Origin of the sequence: Pigmentiphaga sp. CHJ604 (assembly GCF_036972535.1) — a bacterium.
GTDB classification, from domain to species: domain Bacteria; phylum Pseudomonadota; class Gammaproteobacteria; order Burkholderiales; family Burkholderiaceae_B; genus Pigmentiphaga; species Pigmentiphaga daeguensis.
Map to the genome: position 1 here is coordinate 827,517 of NZ_CP136998.1, position 17,842 is coordinate 845,358.

The 17,842-nt window shown below is 67.9% G+C and carries 18 protein-coding genes; 12 read left to right on the forward strand and 6 right to left on the reverse strand.

Annotated elements, in window-relative coordinates; all coding sequences use genetic code 11:
• Positions 1-7: 7 nt before the first annotated feature.
• Positions 8-586 (reverse strand): type 1 glutamine amidotransferase domain-containing protein, encoded by a 579-nt coding sequence (locus R4823_RS04130; protein ID WP_087837669.1) that lies wholly within the window; start codon positions 584-586, stop codon positions 8-10.
• 141 nt (positions 587-727) lie between these two features.
• On the opposite strand from R4823_RS04130, the gene R4823_RS04135 reads away from it, so the two are divergent.
• Both R4823_RS04135 and R4823_RS04140 read left to right on the forward strand, forming a co-directional pair.
• Complete coding sequence (locus R4823_RS04135) at positions 728-1,360, forward strand: OmpW family outer membrane protein (RefSeq protein ID WP_087837593.1); 633 nt, start codon at positions 728-730, stop codon at positions 1,358-1,360.
• A 59-nt stretch (positions 1,361-1,419) separates the two neighbouring features.
• Positions 1,420-2,859 (forward strand): MFS transporter, encoded by a 1,440-nt coding sequence (locus tag R4823_RS04140; RefSeq protein WP_338617585.1) that lies wholly within the window; start codon positions 1,420-1,422, stop codon positions 2,857-2,859.
• 25 nt (positions 2,860-2,884) lie between these two features.
• On the opposite strand, the gene R4823_RS04145 is transcribed toward R4823_RS04140, so the two are convergent.
• Entirely contained in the window at positions 2,885-3,487 is a 603-nt protein-coding gene (locus R4823_RS04145) for a carbon monoxide dehydrogenase subunit G (RefSeq protein ID WP_087837594.1), read from the reverse strand.
• Positions 3,488-3,625: 138 nt separating this feature from the next.
• The gene (locus tag R4823_RS04150) at positions 3,626-3,997 is read right to left on the reverse strand and encodes an acyl-CoA thioesterase (RefSeq protein ID WP_087837671.1); all 372 of its coding nucleotides are present in this window, start codon (positions 3,995-3,997) and stop codon (positions 3,626-3,628) included.
• 174 nt (positions 3,998-4,171) lie between these two features.
• On the opposite strand from R4823_RS04150, the gene R4823_RS04155 reads away from it, so the two are divergent.
• From R4823_RS04155 to R4823_RS04180, 6 genes are all read left to right on the forward strand, one after another.
• On the forward strand, positions 4,172-5,083 hold the full coding sequence (locus tag R4823_RS04155) for a LysR family transcriptional regulator (protein ID WP_087837595.1): 912 nt from the start codon (positions 4,172-4,174) through the stop codon (positions 5,081-5,083).
• A gap of 150 nt (positions 5,084-5,233) precedes the next feature.
• Positions 5,234-6,667 carry an aspartate ammonia-lyase gene (aspA, locus tag R4823_RS04160; RefSeq protein WP_087837596.1) on the forward strand — a complete coding sequence of 478 codons (1,434 nt, stop codon included), beginning with the start codon at positions 5,234-5,236 and terminating at the stop codon, positions 6,665-6,667.
• A gap of 128 nt (positions 6,668-6,795) precedes the next feature.
• Positions 6,796-7,701 (forward strand): amino acid ABC transporter substrate-binding protein, encoded by a 906-nt coding sequence (locus tag R4823_RS04165; RefSeq protein ID WP_087837597.1) that lies wholly within the window; start codon positions 6,796-6,798, stop codon positions 7,699-7,701.
• 132 nt (positions 7,702-7,833) lie between these two features.
• Positions 7,834-8,586, forward strand: a complete 753-nt coding sequence (locus R4823_RS04170; RefSeq protein ID WP_087837598.1) for an amino acid ABC transporter permease — start codon at positions 7,834-7,836, stop codon at positions 8,584-8,586.
• A 12-nt stretch (positions 8,587-8,598) separates the two neighbouring features.
• The gene (locus R4823_RS04175) at positions 8,599-9,291 is read left to right on the forward strand and encodes an ABC transporter permease subunit (protein WP_087837599.1); all 693 of its coding nucleotides are present in this window, start codon (positions 8,599-8,601) and stop codon (positions 9,289-9,291) included.
• 33 nt (positions 9,292-9,324) lie between these two features.
• The gene (locus R4823_RS04180) at positions 9,325-10,059 is read left to right on the forward strand and encodes an amino acid ABC transporter ATP-binding protein (protein WP_087837600.1); all 735 of its coding nucleotides are present in this window, start codon (positions 9,325-9,327) and stop codon (positions 10,057-10,059) included.
• Positions 10,060-10,108: 49 nt separating this feature from the next.
• Here R4823_RS04180 and R4823_RS04185 read toward each other — a convergent pair whose 3' ends face one another.
• A complete protein-coding gene (locus R4823_RS04185) occupies positions 10,109-11,029 on the reverse strand; it encodes a LysR substrate-binding domain-containing protein (protein ID WP_087837601.1) in 921 nt (306 codons plus the stop codon).
• 141 nt (positions 11,030-11,170) lie between these two features.
• Here R4823_RS04185 and R4823_RS04190 point away from each other — a divergent pair, with 141 nt between their 5' ends.
• Together R4823_RS04190 and R4823_RS04195 are read left to right on the forward strand one after the other, a co-directional pair.
• Positions 11,171-12,238, forward strand: coding sequence for a tartrate dehydrogenase (locus tag R4823_RS04190; RefSeq protein WP_279818111.1), 1,068 nt, complete (start codon positions 11,171-11,173; stop codon positions 12,236-12,238).
• An 8-nt stretch (positions 12,239-12,246) separates the two neighbouring features.
• Positions 12,247-13,146 carry an alpha/beta hydrolase gene (locus R4823_RS04195; RefSeq protein WP_132979046.1) on the forward strand — a complete coding sequence of 300 codons (900 nt, stop codon included), beginning with the start codon at positions 12,247-12,249 and terminating at the stop codon, positions 13,144-13,146.
• A gap of 3 nt (positions 13,147-13,149) precedes the next feature.
• Here R4823_RS04195 and R4823_RS04200 read toward each other — a convergent pair whose 3' ends face one another.
• Complete coding sequence (locus R4823_RS04200) at positions 13,150-14,409, reverse strand: citrate synthase family protein (RefSeq protein ID WP_243724393.1); 1,260 nt, start codon at positions 14,407-14,409, stop codon at positions 13,150-13,152.
• A 117-nt stretch (positions 14,410-14,526) separates the two neighbouring features.
• Here R4823_RS04200 and R4823_RS04205 point away from each other — a divergent pair, with 117 nt between their 5' ends.
• Together R4823_RS04205 and R4823_RS04210 are read left to right on the forward strand one after the other, a co-directional pair.
• Positions 14,527-15,237 carry a glutathione S-transferase N-terminal domain-containing protein gene (locus tag R4823_RS04205; protein ID WP_132979045.1) on the forward strand — a complete coding sequence of 237 codons (711 nt, stop codon included), beginning with the start codon at positions 14,527-14,529 and terminating at the stop codon, positions 15,235-15,237.
• Between the two features lie 144 nt (positions 15,238-15,381).
• Positions 15,382-16,665, forward strand: coding sequence for a glycerate kinase (locus R4823_RS04210; RefSeq protein WP_338617590.1), 1,284 nt, complete (start codon positions 15,382-15,384; stop codon positions 16,663-16,665).
• On the opposite strand, the gene R4823_RS04215 is transcribed toward R4823_RS04210, so the two are convergent.
• Positions 16,631-17,836: a M20 aminoacylase family protein gene (locus R4823_RS04215; protein ID WP_087837606.1), complete on the reverse strand. Its 1,206-nt coding sequence runs from the start codon at positions 17,834-17,836 to the stop codon at positions 16,631-16,633. The two genes, R4823_RS04210 and R4823_RS04215, sit on opposite strands and share 35 nt — an antisense overlap.
• Positions 17,837-17,842: the final 6 nt, after the last annotated feature.

Below are 17,842 nucleotides of genomic sequence, written 5' to 3' on the forward strand. Positions count from 1 at the left end.
CCCGGGGTCAGGTAGGCTGCGCGCCCGATGGCGTGTCGGCGCTCTCGACGTTGGACAGCGCGGCGATCAGCTTCGCGTTGAATGCCGGCAGGTCGTCGGGCTTGCGGCTGGTGATGAGGTTGCCGTCCAGCACGACTTCCTCGTCCACCCACTGTCCGCCGGCATTGCGGATGTCGTCCTGCAACGATGGCCAACTGGTCAGTTGCCGGCCGTCGACCATGCCGGCCGACACCAGCAGCCAGGGGCCGTGGCAGATGACGGCGACCGGCTTGCCCGTGTCGTGCAACGCCTGCACGAAGCGCTGTGCGCCCTTGTCGGTGCGGATGACGTCCGCGTTGAAAACGCCGCCGGGCACCACCACGCCCGCATAGCGGGTCGGGTCGGCGTCGTTCCAGCTCGCCTCCACGCGGAAGCGGTCGGCCTTCTCGTCATGCTTCATGCCCCGGATCTCGCCGGCCTGGGCGGAAAGAATGTGCACCGTGGCACCCGCGCGTTCCAGCGCTTCCTTCGGGCTCGTCAGTTCGACCTGTTCGAAATTGTCGGTTGCCACGATGGCAACGGTGAGTCCTTGCAACGGCTTGGCCATGTCGATCTCCATAGTGGGGCGCCGCGTGGGCAGCCGGATGCCCCAGCAAGCGGCGTGCCCGAGGGCGGCTTGATCTGGGACAAGGCGCGCGGGGCGAGGGGCTGCCAAGCTGGAGCCTCATCGTTCGATATGGAGCTCCTCATGTTTTCCCGCCGCACGCCGCCCATCCTGCTTGCCGCCCTTCTTGCCGCGGCGTTTTCGGCCGCGCAGGCGCACGAAGCCGGCGACTGGCTGCTCAAGGCCGGCATCAGCCAGGTCCGGCCGAAATCGGACAACGGCACCGTCCTGAACGGGGCCGTGCGCCTGGACGCCGGCAATTCGACGCGGCCCAGCGCCAGTCTGACCTACATGGCCACCCGCAACGTCGGGATCGAGCTGCTGGCCGCCGTACCCTTCCGGCACGACATCGGCGCTTCCGGCGCGGTGGGCGGCAACATCGGTTCGTCCCGGCAACTGCCGCCCACGCTTAGCGTGCAATGGCACTTCCTGCCCGATTCGCAGGTGCAGCCCTATGTCGGCCTGGGCGTGAACTACACGCGCTTCTTCCACACCCGGGCCGCGGGCGCCCTGGCCGGCCAGGACCTGAGCCTGGGCGACTCGTGGGGGCTGGCAGCGCAGGTAGGGGTGGACGTGAAGATGGGCGAGCGCTGGTTCCTGAACGCCAGCCTGCGCTACATCGACATTTCGTCCAAGGTGAAGCTGAACGGCAGCCAGATCGGCAAGGCGCGCATCGATCCGTGGGTGCCGACCATCGCTATCGGCTATCGCTTTTGAACGGCGGGCCATTGGGGGGGTAGGGGTATACCCGGGGCGCGGTATATGATTATGCGCAAATGTCCGAGAACCCGCCGCACCCGCCATCTCAGCCCGGGCACGCCAGCCCCCGCCCGCCTTCCGATCTCGATTCACCGGTAGAAGACCAGCGCCAGCTGATCCTGGCGCTGATCGGGATCTGCGCGGTCGTGATGCTGGTGGCGCTGGATTCGACCATCGTCGGCACCACGCTGCCGCGCGTGGTGGCCGAGCTGGGCGGCATGCCCCTGTATGCCTGGGTCGGCACGGGCTACCTGCTGGCCTCGGCCATCGTCATTCCCATCTTCGGCCGCCTGGGCGACCTGTTCGGACGCAAATACTTCATCCTCGTCTCGCTGGGCCTGGTGTCGCTGGGCTCGGTGCTGTGCGGCATCAGCCAGTCGATGCCGCAACTGATCGCGGCCCGCACCCTGCAGGGTGTGGGCGGCGGCATGATGATCGCCACCGCCTTCGCGGCGCCCGCCGACCTGTTTCCCGATGCCATGCGGCGCGTGCGCTGGCAGGCCCTGATCTCGACGTCGTTCGCGGTGGCCAGCGGCGTGGGGCCGCTGCTGGGCGGGGCGATCACCGAATCCTTCGGCTGGCGGGCGGCGTTCTTCGTCAGCCCGGTGATGGGGGTGATCGCCTTCGTGATGCTGTGGCGGTATTTCCCGCCGCTCAAGCCCCGGCACGACACGCCGCCGCGCATAGACTGGCTGGGCGGGGCGCTGCTGGCGCTGGCCGTGGGCACGCCCATGGCGGCGCTCGAGCTGGGCTTCTCCACCCACCCGCGTCCGGTGCTGGGCCTGGTGTTCCTGGCTGTGGCCGCCGTGTCGGTCTTCCTGCTCGTCTGGTACGAGCGCCGCCTGGAACAGCCCATGTTCCCGTTGCGCGTGCTCGAGCGCAGGGAGTCGCGCCTGTTGAACGTCGTCGGCGTGATGACCGGCGCGGTGATGTTCATCCTGATCTACTACGGCCCGCTGCTGCTGCAGGTGGAGGTGGGGCTGAGCCCCACCCAGGCGGGCATGATCCTCGCGCCGCTGGTGGCCTGCATACCGGTGGGCAGCGTCATCAACGGGCGCCTGTTCCCGCGCCAGAGCCAGCCTCAGCGGCTGATGGTGTTCGGCGCGCTGCTGCTGGCCGTGGGCTGCCTGGGCGTGATGTTCCTGGAGCGCGGATCGTCCATGGCCTTCGCCGTGGTCTCGTTCGGCCTGGCCGGCGTGGGCATGGGCTTCATCATCCCCAACCTGACGCTGTTCATGCAGATGATCGCCGAGCGCCGCGACGTGGGCGTGGCCTCGGCGCTGATCCAGACCATGCGCACCCTGGGCAGCGCGGTGGGCACCGCGCTGGTGGGGCTGGTCATCGCCCGCACGTCGGTCAATACCGGCATCGAGGCCGGCATGGTGATGGCCATCGTGTTCTGCGTCGCGATGATGGCCCTGTCCCAGCGCATCAAGATGAAGAACGTGCGCCGCTGAACGCCGCGGCGCGCCGTTGCCGCGCTCAGTGCAGGAAGGTGTGGTAGACCACCAGGCCCGCGATGACGGCCAGCGCGGCCAGCCACGACAGCCGGTTGACCCATTGCGAGGGCAGGTGCAGGGCATGCGCGCCGCCGGCGGCCATCGGCCTGGCCACGCGCGGCGGACGGGGCGCGGGACGTTCCAGCGCCCGGCACGCGCAGACCGAGAACAGCGCGAAGAAGTTGTCCATCATCTTGCGCGCGATCTTCTCGGCCTGGTCCGTGCGCAACTGGGCGAGCTTGCCTTCCAGGTCGGCGTGGGCGGTGTACGAGACCCGCGTGCCGTCGCCTTCCGGCGTCAGCCGGATGTCGGCGTAACCCTTGGCCGATCCGGCCACGCCGCCTTCCCCCTCGAAAGTGAGGTGGTAGGAGTCCTGGGGCCGGATGTCGGTCAGCTGCAGCCGGCCGTGGAAGCGGGCCGACAGCGGGCCGACCTCGGCCCGCAGGTTGACCCGGTATTCGTTTTCGGAGAGGCGCTCGACCTTTTCGCATCCGCTGATACAGACCTTGAGGGTCTCGGGAGCGACGAGCTTGTTCCAGGTGCGTTCCTGGGACGCTGGAATCAGGCGCGAACCGGATATGTCCATGGTGAGTCTCCTTCGCCTTGGGGGCAGGGCCTGCGTGCCTGCCGTGTTGGCTGGCCGGCCGGTCTGTGCCGGCTGGGCTGGGGCGGTGACGTCCTTGTGGTCAATGTGCCACTAATCGCCATGGGTGTCCAGACGGGTTCAGTCCGCGCGCAGGTCCGGCAGGGGGCGCGGGCGCCGCTGGTGGTCGGTCGCCACGTAGACCAGGGTGGCCTCGGTGACCTTGACGACTTCCGAGTTGAGGCGGATGCGTTCGGCGTAGACCTCGACCGCGACCGTGATCGAGGTGCGGCCGGTCTTGACGATGTGGGCGTAGAAGCTGAGCAGGTCGCCCACGAACACCGGTTCCTTGAACACGAACGAGGTCACGGCCACGGTGGCGACGCGGCCGTTGGCGCGGCCCTGGGCGGGCACCGACCCGGCAAGGTCGACCTGGGCCATGATCCAGCCCCCGAACACGTCGCCCGACGGGTTGGAGTCGGCGGGCATGGGGATGACGCGCAGCACCGGCATCTGGCCGGCGGGCAGCGAATTGGGGGCAGGGGGCGGGTAGGGGAGCGAATCGGTCACGCTGGACTCCAGGAAGATGGTCGGTGCGGCGCGGGGCCATGCGGCAAGTGTATGCCCGGCCGGGCGCGGCACCGGCCCCACGGTACAATTTCCGCCGGTTCCTCCACGGTTGCAAGCATGGAAGCCAAGTGGCTCGAAGATTTCATCGCGCTGGCCGAGACCCGTTCGTTTTCGCGGGCGGCCGAGCTGCGACACATCACGCAGCCCGCCTTCTCGCGCCGTATCCAGGCCCTGGAGGCCTGGGTCGGCACCGATCTGGTCGACCGCGCCGTCTACCCCACCCGCCTGACGCCCGCCGGCGAGACCTTCCGCGCCGAAGCCATCGCCATGCTGGCCAAGCTGGACGAGACCCGCGCGATGCTGCGGGGCATGCGTCCCGCCTCGCAGGCGGTGATCGACTTCGCCGTACCCCATACCCTGTCGCTGACCTTCTTCCCGCGCTGGCTGAGCCGTATCCGGGCCGAGGCCGGCCTGCCGGATTTCACGGCCAGGCTGATGGCGCTGAACGTCCATGACGCCGCGATCAGCCTGGTGCAGGGCGGCAGCGACCTGGTCATGGTCTATTACCATCCCCGCCAGCCGGTCCAGCTCGATCCGCGCCACTACGACATGCTGGTGCTGGGCAGCGAGGCGGTCTACCCCTATGCGCGCAGCAAGCCCGACGGCACGCCCGAGTACGTCCTGGGCGGGGGCGGCCCGGTGCCCTACCTGGCCTACGCGCCCAACGCCTACCTGGGCCGCATCGTCGACCTGATCCTGGCGGGCGCCCAGCCCCGGCCGCCGCTGGACGAGCGCTACGAAACCGACATGGCCGAGGGGCTGAAGGCCATGGCGCTCGAGGGGCACGGGGTGGCCTTCCTGCCCGAGAGCGCGGTCAGCCGCGAGGTGGCCGCGCGCCGCCTGGCCTGCGCGGGCGAGGCCTATACCGAGACCATGGAGATCCGGCTCTACCGCGAACGCGCGCCGGCCGGCGTTCCCGCCAAGCCGCTGGTCGACGCCCTTTGGGACTATCTGTCCGCCGCGCGCTGACGCGTCCCTGGCCGCCGGGCATTTTCCTGGCAATGCAAAAAAAACATTGGCCAATGCGAACACGGCATTGGCGCTATCGCGGGGCGCCTGCCTATAGTGTTTTCCATCGGGCGCCGCATGGTGCGGCGGCCTTTCCGATGGACATCGAACATGAGCAGCAATGCCGCTTCCGGCCTCTTCCGCATCGAACACGACCTGCTTGGCGAGCGCGAGATTCCCGCCGACGCCTACTGGGGCATCCATTCCCTGCGCGCCCGCGAGAACTTTCCGATTTCCGGCTCGACCATAGGCGGCCAGGCCGACCTGGTGCGGGCCCTGGCCTGCGTCAAGCTGGCGGCGGCCCGCGCCAACCAGGACCTGGGCGTGCTGCCCGCGGAACGGGCCGGGGCGATCGTCCAGGCCTGCCAGGAGATCATCGAAGGCGCGCTGCACGACCAGTTCATCGTCGACGTGATCCAGGGCGGGGCCGGCACCTCGACCAACATGAACGCCAACGAGGTCATCGCCAATCGTGCGCTGGAGCTGCTGGGGGCCAGGAAGGGCCAGTACGACGTCCTGCACCCCATCCAGGACGTGAACGCCTCGCAAAGCACCAACGACGTCTATCCGACCGCGCTGCGCATCGCGATGTGCTTTTCCTTGCAGCGCCTGCTGGTGGCCATGGCCGAACTGCGCGGCGCCTTCGAGGCCAAGGCGCTGGAGTTCGACGACGTGCTGAAGATGGGGCGCACGCAGTTGCAGGACGCGGTGCCGATGACGCTGGGCCAGGAGTTCCTGACCTATGCCGTCATGCTGGGCGAGGACGAGGCGCGGCTGGGCGAGGCCCGGACACTGATGGTGGAAGTGAACCTGGGCGCGACCGCCATCGGTACCGGCATCAATACCGATCCCGACTACAGCCCGCTGGCGGTGCGGTACCTGGCCGAGATCACGGGGCTGCCGCTGGTGCGCGCGGCGAACATGATCGAGGCGACGCAGGACACGGGCGCGTTCGTGCAGTTGTCCGGCGTCCTGAAGCGCGTGGCCTGCAAGCTGTCCAAGACCTGCAACGACCTGCGGCTGCTGTCGTCGGGACCGCAGTCGGGGCTGAACGAGATCAACCTCCCGGAGCGCGCGGCGGGCAGCTCCATCATGCCGGGGAAGGTGAACCCCATCATTCCGGAAGTGGTCAATCAGGTGGCCTTCGAGGTCATCGGTAACGACATGACGATCACGATGGCGTCCGAAAGCGGCCAGCTGCAGCTCAATGCCTTCGAGCCCATCATCGCGTGGAGCCTGGTCAAGAGCATTTCGCACCTGGAAGCGGCATGCACCACGTTGACGCACAACTGCGTCAAGGGGATCACGGCGAATCGCGAGCGGCTGGCGCAGGCCGTGAAGCGGTCGGCGGGGCTGGCGACGGCCCTGAATCCGGTGCTCGGGTACGAGGCGGCGACGCGGATCGCGCGGGATGCGATGCGGACGGGCCGGCCGGTGGCGGATCTGGTGCTGGAAGCGGGGCTGCTGGATGCGGAGACCCTGGAGCAGGTCCTCAAGCCGGAGGTGTTGACGCGGCCCTACCGGTTCAAGAAAGTGGCGGTTTGAGATGAGGGGGGGTCCGGGAGGGTGACGGCACGTTCCCGGGCTTCGGCTCGGGTAAAAATCCATGTCCGTACTGTCGGCTTGTTGCTACACTCGGCCGACATCGTTACTAGTTACGGAAGGGAGATTCCATGAAGAAACTCGTGCTGCTCTCCGCCGCGCTGACCCTGGTCGCCGTGTCGTCTGTCTCGGCGCAAGACCTGACCGGCCGGCTCAAGAAGATCAAGGACACGGGGACGCTGACGCTTGGCTATCGCGATTCCTCCATTCCTTTCTCCTACCTGGACGACAACCAGAAATCCATCGGTTACTCGATGGACATCTGCTACAAGATCGCCGACGCGATCAAGAGCCACCTGAAGCTGCCCAAGCTGAACGTCGCGCTTGCGCCGGTCACCTCGGCCACCCGTATTCCCCTCATCGCCAACGGCACGGTGGACCTCGAATGCGGGTCGACCACCAACAATGCCGAGCGCCAGCAGCAGGTGTCGTTCGCGCCGACCACGTTCGTGACGGCCACGCGTTTCGTCGCCAAGAAAAGCTCGAAACTGAACGACCTTTCAGACTTCAAGGGCAAGACCGTCGTCTCCACGGCCGGCACCAGCAACCTGAAGTGGCTGACCGAGACCAACGGCAAGGAAAACCTGGGCATGCAGATCATCCCCGCCAAGGACCATGCCGATGCCTTCCTGATGGTCGACAGCGGGCGCGCCGCAGCCTTCTTCATGGACGACATCCTGCTGTACGGGCTGGTGGCCAACTCCAAGAGCCCGGACCAGTGGATGGTCAGCAGCAAGGCCTATACCGTCGAGCCCTACGGCATGATCGAGCCCAAGGACGACCCGGCGTTCAAGAAGGTGGTGGACGACGCCGTCGTGGCGATGATGAAGTCGGGCGAGGTCGAGAAGCTCTATCAGAAGTGGTTCAACTCGCCCATTCCGCCGCGCAACGTCAACCTGAAGGTGCCCATGAGCGATTCGCTCAAGAAGGTGATCGCCAATCCCACCGATTCGGGAGACCCAGCAGCCTATCGCTGATTGCCGGGCCGGAAGGCCAGGCAGCCGGCCATGCGCTGCGCATGATCGAGCAGGATTCCAGGGGACCCGAGCGGTCCCCTGTTTCCATGGGGCCGGCCCCGTGCCGGACCGGGTAAGCACGTCGGAGCCGCGATGAACTACAACTGGAACTGGAAGATCTTCTGGGAGCTGTCGCCAGACGGCCAGGGCACCTACATGGACACGTTGCTGTCGGGCCTGCAGTGGACGCTGGCCACGGCCCTGGCGGCATGGGTGATCGCCTTCGTGCTGGGCTCCATCGTCGGCGTGGTGCGCACCACGCAGGTCAAGTGGGCGGTACGCCTGGCCGGGGCCTACGTGGAGCTGTTCCGCAACATCCCGCTGCTGGTGCAGCTTTTCCTGTGGTATTTCGTGCTGCCCGAGCTGCTGCCCGAGGCGCTGGGCAACGCGATCAAGCAGATCGCGCCGCCGTGGGGCGCGTACTGGCCGGCGGTGCTGTGCCTGGGGTTCTTCACCTCGGCGCGGGTAGCGGAACAGGTACGGGCCGGCATCGAGTCGCTGCCGCGCGGGCAGCGCATGGCGGCCACCGCGCTGGGGCTGCGCGGCACGCAGGTCTATCGCTATGTGTTGCTGCCCATCGCCTACCGGGTGATCCTGCCGCCGCTGACGTCCGAGTTCATGAACATCATCAAGAACTCGTCGGTTGCCATGACCATCGGCCTGCTGGAACTCACGGGCCGCGCCCGGTCGATGCAGGAATTCAGCTTCCAGGTGTTCGAGGCCTTCGCCGCGGCCACGGTGCTGTACCTGATCGTCAGCCTGGTCGTCGTCACCTTCATGCGCTGGGTGGAGCGGCGCGTGGCGGTGCCCGGCTTCATCGGGCCCGCGCGCGGCGGCTCGCACTGAACGGGGGCGGACATGTTCGGCAATTTCGATTTCGACGTCATCTGGCGCACGCTGCCCTACCTGTTCAAGGAGGGCATGACCTTCACGCTGACGCTGACCGCGATGGCGACGGCGGGCGGCATCGTCTTCGGCACGTTGCTGGCGATGATGCGGCTGTCGCGCTTCCGCTGGCTGTCGGCCGTGGCGGGCGCCTACGTCAACCTGATGCGCTCGCTGCCGCTCTTGCTGGTGATCTTCTGGTTCTATTTCCTGGTGCCCTACATCGGCGCGTGGATCATCGGGTCGTCCACGCCGATCAAGGTCGGCGCCTACTGGTCCTCGGTCATCACCTTCACGATGTTCGAGGCGGCCTTCTTCTGCGAGATCATGCGGGCCGGCATCCAGTCGATTTCGCGCGGGCAGACCTACGCCGCCTACGCGCTGGGCCTGAACTACTGGCAGACCATGGGCAGCGTGGTCCTGCCGCAGGCCTTCCGCAACATGATTCCGGTGCTGCTGACGCAGACCATCGTGCTGTTCCAGGACACGTCGCTGGTGTATGTGCTGTCGATCACGGATTTCCTGGGGGCGGCGTCGAAGGTGGCGCAGCGCGACGGGCGGCTGGTCGAGATGTACGTGTTCGCGGCGGTGGTGTATTTCATCATCTGCTTTGCGGCGTCCAGGCTGGTGCGGCGCTTGCAGCAGCGGGTGGCGATCGTCCGCTGACCCGGCCCGGGGATATTTTCAGGAGAGTCTCGAATGATCGAGATCAAGCATGTCAGCAAGTGGTACGGGTCTTTCCAGGTGTTGGCCGATTGCACGACGTCGGTGGCGACCGGCGAAGTGGTGGTGGTGTGCGGGCCATCGGGGTCGGGCAAGTCGACGTTGATCAAGACGGTCAACGCGCTGGAGCCCTTCCAGGAAGGGGAGATCGTGGTGGACGGCATCTCGGTGGGCGATGCGAAGACGAATCTGCCGAAGCTGCGCTCGAAGGTGGGGATGGTGTTCCAGCATTTCGAGCTGTTTCCCCATTTGTCGGTGATGGACAACCTGACGCTGGCGCAGGTGAAGGTGCTGGGGCGCGGGAAGGACGAGGCCGAGGAGCGGGCGCAGAAGTTGCTGGACCGGGTGGGGCTGAAGGCGCATCGGGAGAAGTTCCCGGGCCAGTTGTCGGGGGGGCAGCAGCAGCGGGTGGCGATCGCGCGGGCGTTGTCGATGGACCCGGTCGCGATGCTGTTCGATGAGCCGACGTCGGCGCTGGATCCCGAGATGGTCAACGAGGTGCTGGATGTGATGGTGGATCTGGCGAAAGAGGGAATGACGATGATGGTGGTGACCCACGAGATGGGGTTCGCCAGGAAGGTGGCGCATCGGGTGGTGTTCATGGACGGGGGAAGGATCGTGGAGGACACCGACAAGGAAACGTTCTTCGATCCGTCGGCGCAGCGGTCCGAGCGTGCCCGCCATTTCCTGTCGAAGATCCTGCCGCATTGATTTAGAAAGGGGGGCGGTCTGTACGGCGGCAGGGGGCGAGGTATCCCCGTTACCACGACAACCCTTCTTCCCTGTCCCGTCGCCGATGCGCGAACCGTTCCGCCAGGAAATCCACGAAGGCGGTGGTCTTGGCGGACAGATTCTGGCGTTCGGGGTAGAGCGCGAAGATGTCGGCCGAGGGGGTGTGCCATTCTTCCAGGACGGCGACCAGCCTGCCCGAGCGCAGGTAGGCGCCGACTTCCCATTCCGAACGCATGATGATGCCGTGGCCCTCCAGGGCCCAGTACAGGGCGCTTTCGCCGTCGTTGGCGCTGAGGGGGCCGCGCACCTTGACGGTTTCGGCGCGGGTGCCGGAGCGCAGGTGCCAGGTGCCGTAGGCGGTATCGCTTTCACGGATGACGATGCAGGGGTGGCGGGCCAGATCGCGCGGGGAGGCGGGGGGCGCGTGGCGCTTCAGGTAGATGGGCGAGGCGCACAGCAGGCGGCGGTTGGAGGCGATCTTGCGGGCGGTCAGGCGGGCGTCGGGGAGGTCGCCGATGCGGATGCAGACGTCGAAGGATTCGTCCAGCAGGCTGGCGGGGCGGTCGGTCAGGTGCAGCTGGGCCTGGACGGCGGGGAAGCGCTTGAGGAAATCGGACAGGGCGGGGGCGATGTGGTGGCGGCCGAAGCCCAGGGTGGCGTTGATGCGCAGCAGGCCCCGGGGTTCGTCGCGGCTGCGGCCGACGGTATGTTCCAGTTCCTCGACGTCGGCCAGGATGCGGTTGCCTTCGCGCAGGTAGAGCTCGCCCTCGTGGGTCAGCGCGATGCGGCGGGTGGTGCGGTTGAGCAGGCGCACGCCCAGGCGCCGCTCCAGCCGCTGCAGGCGCTTGCTGACGGCCGGGGTGGACAGGCCCAGTTCGCGGGCGGCGGAGGACAGGCTGCCCTGGCGGATCAGGAGCGAAAAGAAGGCGAGGTCGGAGATGGTGTCCATTGTTAACCTCCATTCAACAATGGTTTTTATCTCGTTCAATTATGAAGGGCAAGCGCGAGATACACTTGATCCATTCCATCCCGCACCGGTTTTCGCGACAGGCTTGCGTGCCGGCGCCATCACGACAAGGACGTTTCATCCATGGCCCACCGCATTGCAGTGATCCCCGGCGACGGCATCGGCACCGAGGTCGTTCCAGAAGGCTTGCGTGTCCTGGAGGCGGCGGCGTCGCGCTTCGGCATCGGCCTGTCGTTCGACCGGTTCGATTTCGCCTCGTGCCAGTACTACGCGCGGCATGGCGCGATGCTGCCCGACGACTGGAAGGAGCAGATCGGCGGCCATGACGCGATCTTCTTCGGCGCGGTAGGCTGGCCGGCCACGGTGCCGGACCACGTCTCGCTGTGGGGTTCGCTGTTGAAGTTCCGCCGCGAGTTCGACCAGTACGTGAACCTGCGCCCCGTGCGGCTGATGCCCGGCGTGCCGTCGCCGCTGGCCAACCGCAAGCCGGGCGACATCGATTTCTACGTGGTGCGCGAAAACACCGAGGGCGAGTATTCCAGCGTGGGCGGCCGCATGTTCGAGGGCACCGATCGCGAGGTCGTGCTGCAGGAGACGGTCATGACGCGCACCGGGGTCGACCGGGTGCTGAAGTTCGCCTTCGACCTGGCGGCGTCGCGTCCCCGCAAGCACCTGACCTCGGCCACGAAATCCAACGGCATCGCCATCAGCATGCCGTACTGGGACGAGCGCGTGGAGGCGATGGCGGGCAAATATGGCGACGTGCGCGTGGACAAATTCCACATCGACATCCTGACCGCCAATTTCGTGCTGCACCCCGACTGGTTCGACGTGGTGGTGGCTTCCAACCTGTTCGGCGACATCCTGTCGGATCTGGGACCCGCCTGCACCGGCACCATCGGCATCGCGCCCTCGGCCAACCTGAATCCCGACCGCCGCTTCCCGTCGCTGTTCGAGCCGGTGCACGGCTCGGCGCCCGACATCGCCGGCAAGGGCGTGGCCAATCCCATCGCGCAGATCTGGTCGGGCGCATTGATGCTGGAGTTCCTGGGCCACAAGGGGGCGCACGACGCCATCCTGTCTGCCATCGAGACCGTGTTGTCCGACGGCCCGCGCACGCCCGACATGGGCGGCAAGGCGGTCACGGCCGACGTCGGCAAGGCGGTGGCGGAAATCGTCGCGAAAAGCTAGGGGCCGCCATGTCCGAGATCTCGCTCTTCAACGACCGGCTGCAGCACTTCCACGTCAATGGCGTGGACATCGCCACGCGCGTGGGCGGCACCGGGCCGGCGCTGCTGCTGATGCACGGACATCCCCAGTCCCATGCCATGTGGCACAAGCTGTGGGCCCGGCTGACCAACCGCTATACCTGCGTCGCCATCGACCTGCGCGGCTATGGCGACAGCGGCATGCCGGCGGACGAGCCGGCCGGGCACGAGGCCTTCTCCAAGCGCACGATGGCGGTGGACGCGGTCGAGGTGATGCGCTGCATCGGCTACGAGACCTTCGGCGTGCTGGCCCACGACCGCGGGGCGCGCGTCGCGCACCGGCTGGCGCTGGACCATGCCGAGCGGGTCGAGCGCATGATGCTGCTGGACATCGCGCCCACGCTGGACATGTACGAGGGCACCACGCGCGGTTTCGCGCAGGCCTACTACCACTGGTTCTGGCTGATCCAGCCGGCGCCCTTTCCGGAAAAGCTGATCGGCGCCGATCCGGCGTTCTATCTGCGTTCCGTGATGGGCGGCCGCCACGCGGGCCTGGCTCCCTTCGCCGATCGCGCGATGGCCGAGTACGAACGCTGCGCGCGCCATCCGCATTGGGCGCACGCGATCTGCGAGGACTATCGCGCGGCCGCCACCATCGACCTGGAACACGATCGCGCCGACCGCGACCAGGGCAACCGCGTGGATTGCCCGCTGCGGGTGCTGTGGGGCGGGAAGGGCGTGGTGGGGCGCTATTTCGACGTACTGGACCTGTGGCGCAGGCAGGCCTCGCAGGTCGACGGCCGGGCGCTGGACTGCGGCCACTACATCGCCGAGGAAGCGCCCGACGCGCTGTGGGCCGAGATCGAGTCGTTCTGGCCCGCGGCCGACTGAGGTTCAGGGGTCGCCGGCGGCGCCCACGAATTTGGCCCGGGGCCGCAGCAGCATGCCGCTCAGGCGCTGCTCCTGCACGTGGGCGACCCAGCCCGCCATGCGCGCCAGCGTGAACAGCGTGCCCACCGATTGGCGCGGCACGCCCATGGCCATGGCCAGGACGATGCCGCCGAGCTCATGCCGGGGATGCAGGCCGAACTCGCCGCGCACGTCGTCGATGAAGCGATGGACCTGTTCGAGCGCCGCCTTCTTGCGCGGCCGGTTGCGGGCCAGTTCGAGCAGCAGCTCGGCGCGTTCGTCGCCCTTGGGATAGAGCGGGTGGCCGAAGCCGGGCACGCTGGCGCCGCGCTCGTGTTGCGCGCGCGCCCGCTGCATGAGGCCGGCGGCGTCGTCGGCGCTGCGCAGGAAGTCTTCGATCCGGTCGTACATCCGCCCCAGGTGCACGCCGGCCGAGCTGCAGATGGCCGATGCGACGCAGCTGTGCAGGGTCGATCCGCCCGAGGCCGCCACGCGCGCGGCGAAGGTGCTGGGCGAGAGCTCGTGGTCGGCGAACAGCACCAGGAAGGCTTCCATGGCTTGCAGGTTGGCCGGGCTGGCGGGCAGGTCCAGGGCCGCCAGCAGGCCCTCGGCCATGGACGCCTCGTCGGGTATGGCATGGAAGCGCCGCCGGCGCGACACCAGGCCCATGCAGCCGGCCAGGGTCTTGATCAGCTGCCGCGCGGCTTCGTGCATGTGGCCGCCGCGCATGCGGTCTTCCACCGATCCTCGCGACATGCCCAGGCGCAGGGTGACGATGGCCATGATCTCCAGCAGCCCGCTGTTGGACTTGGGCGGCGCCAGCGATTCCAGCAGGGTTTCCTGGAGCCGGGGCGTGATGCCCGTATCCCAGCGGCGCGGCGCATCGTGCCAGACGCCGGTCCACAGCAGCTCGCACACGGCTTCGTAGCTGGCGTGGCCGCGGGCCAGCCGCACCGCGGAATGTCCGCGGTAGTGCGGACCGTCGGAACGGATCTCGGTGATCGAGGTGGGAATGATGGGCTCGCCCCAGTTCATGGCCGAGGCGGCCACCGCCCCGTGCCCCGAGCGGGCGGTGGAGCGCGCCTTGACCCGCAGGACGTCCTCGTGCAGGTACAGGCGCTGGCGCGTGTCCGGCTGCTTGACGCTGCGTATCCATCCCTTGCTGACGTAGGCATAGAGGGTCTGCATGCGTATGCCCAGCAGCTCCACGGCTTCCTTGGCGCTGAGATAGTCCTTGTGCGGCATGGTCTTCAAGGTTGATCGATCTTCATCAATATTCTACGGCCCCGCCCCCCTGCGTGGCTGCCGTGCACGGCTGGTATAGTCGGGCGGACCGACACTTCCATCGAGCAAGGATTCCCCATGACGGATCTTTCCGCTTTCCCGATCACCCGCAAATGGCCCGCGCAGCATCCGGACCGCATCCAGCTCTATTCGCTGCCCACGCCCAATGGCGTGAAGGTCTCGATCATGCTCGAGGAAACCGGCCTGCCGTACGAGCCGCACCGGGTGGCGTTCGACACCCAGGACCAGATGTCGCCGGAGTTCCTGTCGCTCAACCCGAACAACAAGATTCCCGCCATCCTCGATCCCGACGGCCCGGGCGGCAAGCCGCTGCCGCTGTTCGAGTCCGGCGCCATCCTGATCTACCTGGCCGAGAAATCGGGCAAGTTCATCCCGCGGGATCCCGCCGGCCGCTACCAGGCCATGCAGTGGGTGATGTTCCAGATGGGAGGCATCGGCCCCATGTTCGGCCAGGTGGGGTTCTTCCATAAATTCGCCGGCAAGGACTACGAGGACAAGCGCCCCCGCGACCGCTACGTGGCCGAGTCGCGCCGCCTGCTGGGCGTGCTGGACCGCCACCTGGAAGGCAAGGCCTGGATCCTGGGCGACGACTACGGCATCGCCGACATCGCCACCTTCCCCTGGGTGCGCAACCTGGTGGGCTTCTACGGCGCGGGCGAGCTGGTCGGGTTCGCCGACTTCGCCAACGTGAAGCGGGTGCTGGATGCCTTCGTGGCGCGTCCCGCCGTGCAGCGGGGCTTGCAGATTCCGGCGGCGCCCGGCGCCTGAGGACGGCTGCGACCAGGTGCCACGCGGGGGCGTGGTGCATGCCGGCGCGATGGGTGGAATAGGGATTTCATCCAGCTAGCCAAGCGGTGGCGGGCAGCCATAATGGCTATCACCACGAAAAGAGACATCAGCCGTTCCCCGCGTATGCATCAACTCCTCCTGGAATCGTTTCAAGCGGCCGTCGCCGCCGCCGACCCCCTCCACATCACCGCCCGCCACCTTCCGGCCCCACCCAGGGGCCGCACGGTCGTCGTCGGCGCGGGCAAGGCCGCCGCCAGCATGGCCCGCGCCGTCGAGGCCGCCTGGCCCGCCGACGCCCCGCTGGAGGGCCTGGTCGTGACCCGCTACGGGCACGGCATGCCGCTCGACCGCATCGCCTGCGTCGAGGCCGGCCACCCCGTGCCCGACGCGGCCGGCGAACGGGCCGCCGGCGACATCCTGCGGCTGGCTTGCGACCTGGGCGAGGACGACCTGCTGATCGTGCTCGTGTCCGGCGGCGGTTCCAGCCTGTTGTCGCTGCCGGTGCCGGCGGTGCCCATGGCCGCGCTGCGCGAGGTCACCCAGTCGCTGCTGCGCAGCGGCGCCCCCATCGAATCGATGAACGTGGTGCGCAAGCACCTGTCGCAGTTGCAGGGCGGACGCCTGGCCGCGTCGACGCGGGCCCGGGTCCTGGGCCTGATCGTCTCCGACGTCGCCGGCGACGATCCGTCCGCCATCGCCTCCGGTCCCACGGTGGCCGATCCCAGCACCTATGCCGACGCGCTCGACATCCTGCGCCGCCACGGCGTGCAGGCGCCGCGGCCGGTGGTCGACTGGCTCGAGGGCGGGGCCGCGGGGCGCCACCCCGAGACGCCCAAGGCGGGCGATCCGGTGTTCCAGCGGGTGGAGAACCACGTCATCGCCACCGCCCAGCAAAGCCTGCAGGCCGGCGCGCGCGTGCTGCGCCGCGCGGGTATCCAGGCGGTGGTGCTGGGCGACACCGTCACGGGCGAGGCCCGCGAGGTGGCCAAGGTCTATGCCGCGCTGGCGCGCCAGATCGTGCGGCATGGCGAACCCTTCGATGCGCCGGTGGCGCTGGTATCCGGAGGAGAATGCACGGTCACGGTGCGTGGAAGCGGCCGTGGCGGGCGCTGCACCGAATTCCTGCTGTCGCTGGCCGCCGAGCTGTGCGGCGAAGCCAGGATCTCGGCCCTGGCCTGCGATACCGACGGCATCGACGGCAGCGAGGACAACGCCGGCGCTTGGTGGGACAGCGAACGCCTGCGCCGGGCGGCGGCCCGGGACGTCATGCCCGGCCCGTGGCTGGACGCCAACGACGCCTGGGGTTATTTCCGCGAACTCGACACCCTGGTCACGACGGGGCCCACGCTGACCAACGTCAACGACTACCGGGTCATACTGATCGAGGCCGAGCGAACCAGTCGCTGACCAGCTTCACCCAGAAGCTGGCCCCCAGCGGCAGCAGTTCGTCGTTGAAGTCGTAGCTGCCGTTGTGCAGGGTGCATGGCCCCAGCCCGTGGCCCGCCTCGCGATGCGCGCCGTCGCCGTTGCCGATGAAGACGTAGCAGCCGGGTTTTTCCTGCAGCATGAAGGCGAAGTCCTCGGCGCCCATCGTCGGTTCGGTCGCGGCATCCACCTGGTTGGGCCCGACCAGCGAGCGCAGCACGTCGGTCACGAAACGGGTCTCGTCGGGATGGTTGATCAGCGGCGGGTACTTGCGCTGGAAGTCGACCTCGATCCGGGCGCCGTGGGCCAGCTCCATGCCCCGGGCGATCTCGTGCATGCGCTGCTCGATCAGGTCCAGGACCTCGATGGTGAAGGTGCGCACCGTGCCGACCATCTCGGCCTCGTCGGGCACGATGTTGGTGGTCGTGCCCGCGTGGATCTGGGTGATGCTGAGCACCGCGGTGTCGATGGGCTTCTTGTTGCGGGTCAGGATGGTCTGCAGCGACTGCGCGAGCTGCACCGCGATCATGACCGGATCGATGCCCAGGTGGGGCAGCGCGGCGTGGGTGCCCTTGCCCCGGACGACGATGCGGAAGTCGTTGCTGGAGGCCATCATCGGGCCCGGCGTGACGGCAAAGCTGCCGACCGGGATGCCGGGCCAGTTGTGCATGCCGAACACGGCTTCCATGGGAAAGCGCGTGAACAGCCCGTCGTCGATCATGGCCTTGCCGCCGCCGCCGCCTTCCTCGGCCGGCTGGAAGATCAGGTAGACGGTACCGGGGAAGTCGCGGTGCGCCGCCAGGTGGCGGGCGGCGCCCAGCAGCATGGCGCAGTGGCCGTCGTGGCCGCAGGCGTGCATCTTGCCCGGGTTCACGCTGGCGTGCTCGAAGGTGTTGAGTTCCTGCAGAGGCAGGGCGTCCATGTCGGCCCGCAGGCCGATGGCCGGTCCGTTCCTGTCCGTGCCTTCCAGGACGCCGACCAGGCCGGTGCCCCCCAGGCCGCGCACGACGGGGATGCCCCATCCCTCCAGCAGGCGGGCAATGGTGTCCGACGTGCGGTGCTCCTCGTAGCACAGCTCGGGGTGGGCGTGGAGGTCGCGTCGGATCGTCTTCAGGTCGCTGTGGAAAGCGACGATGGGTTCGAGCAGATTCATGTGGAA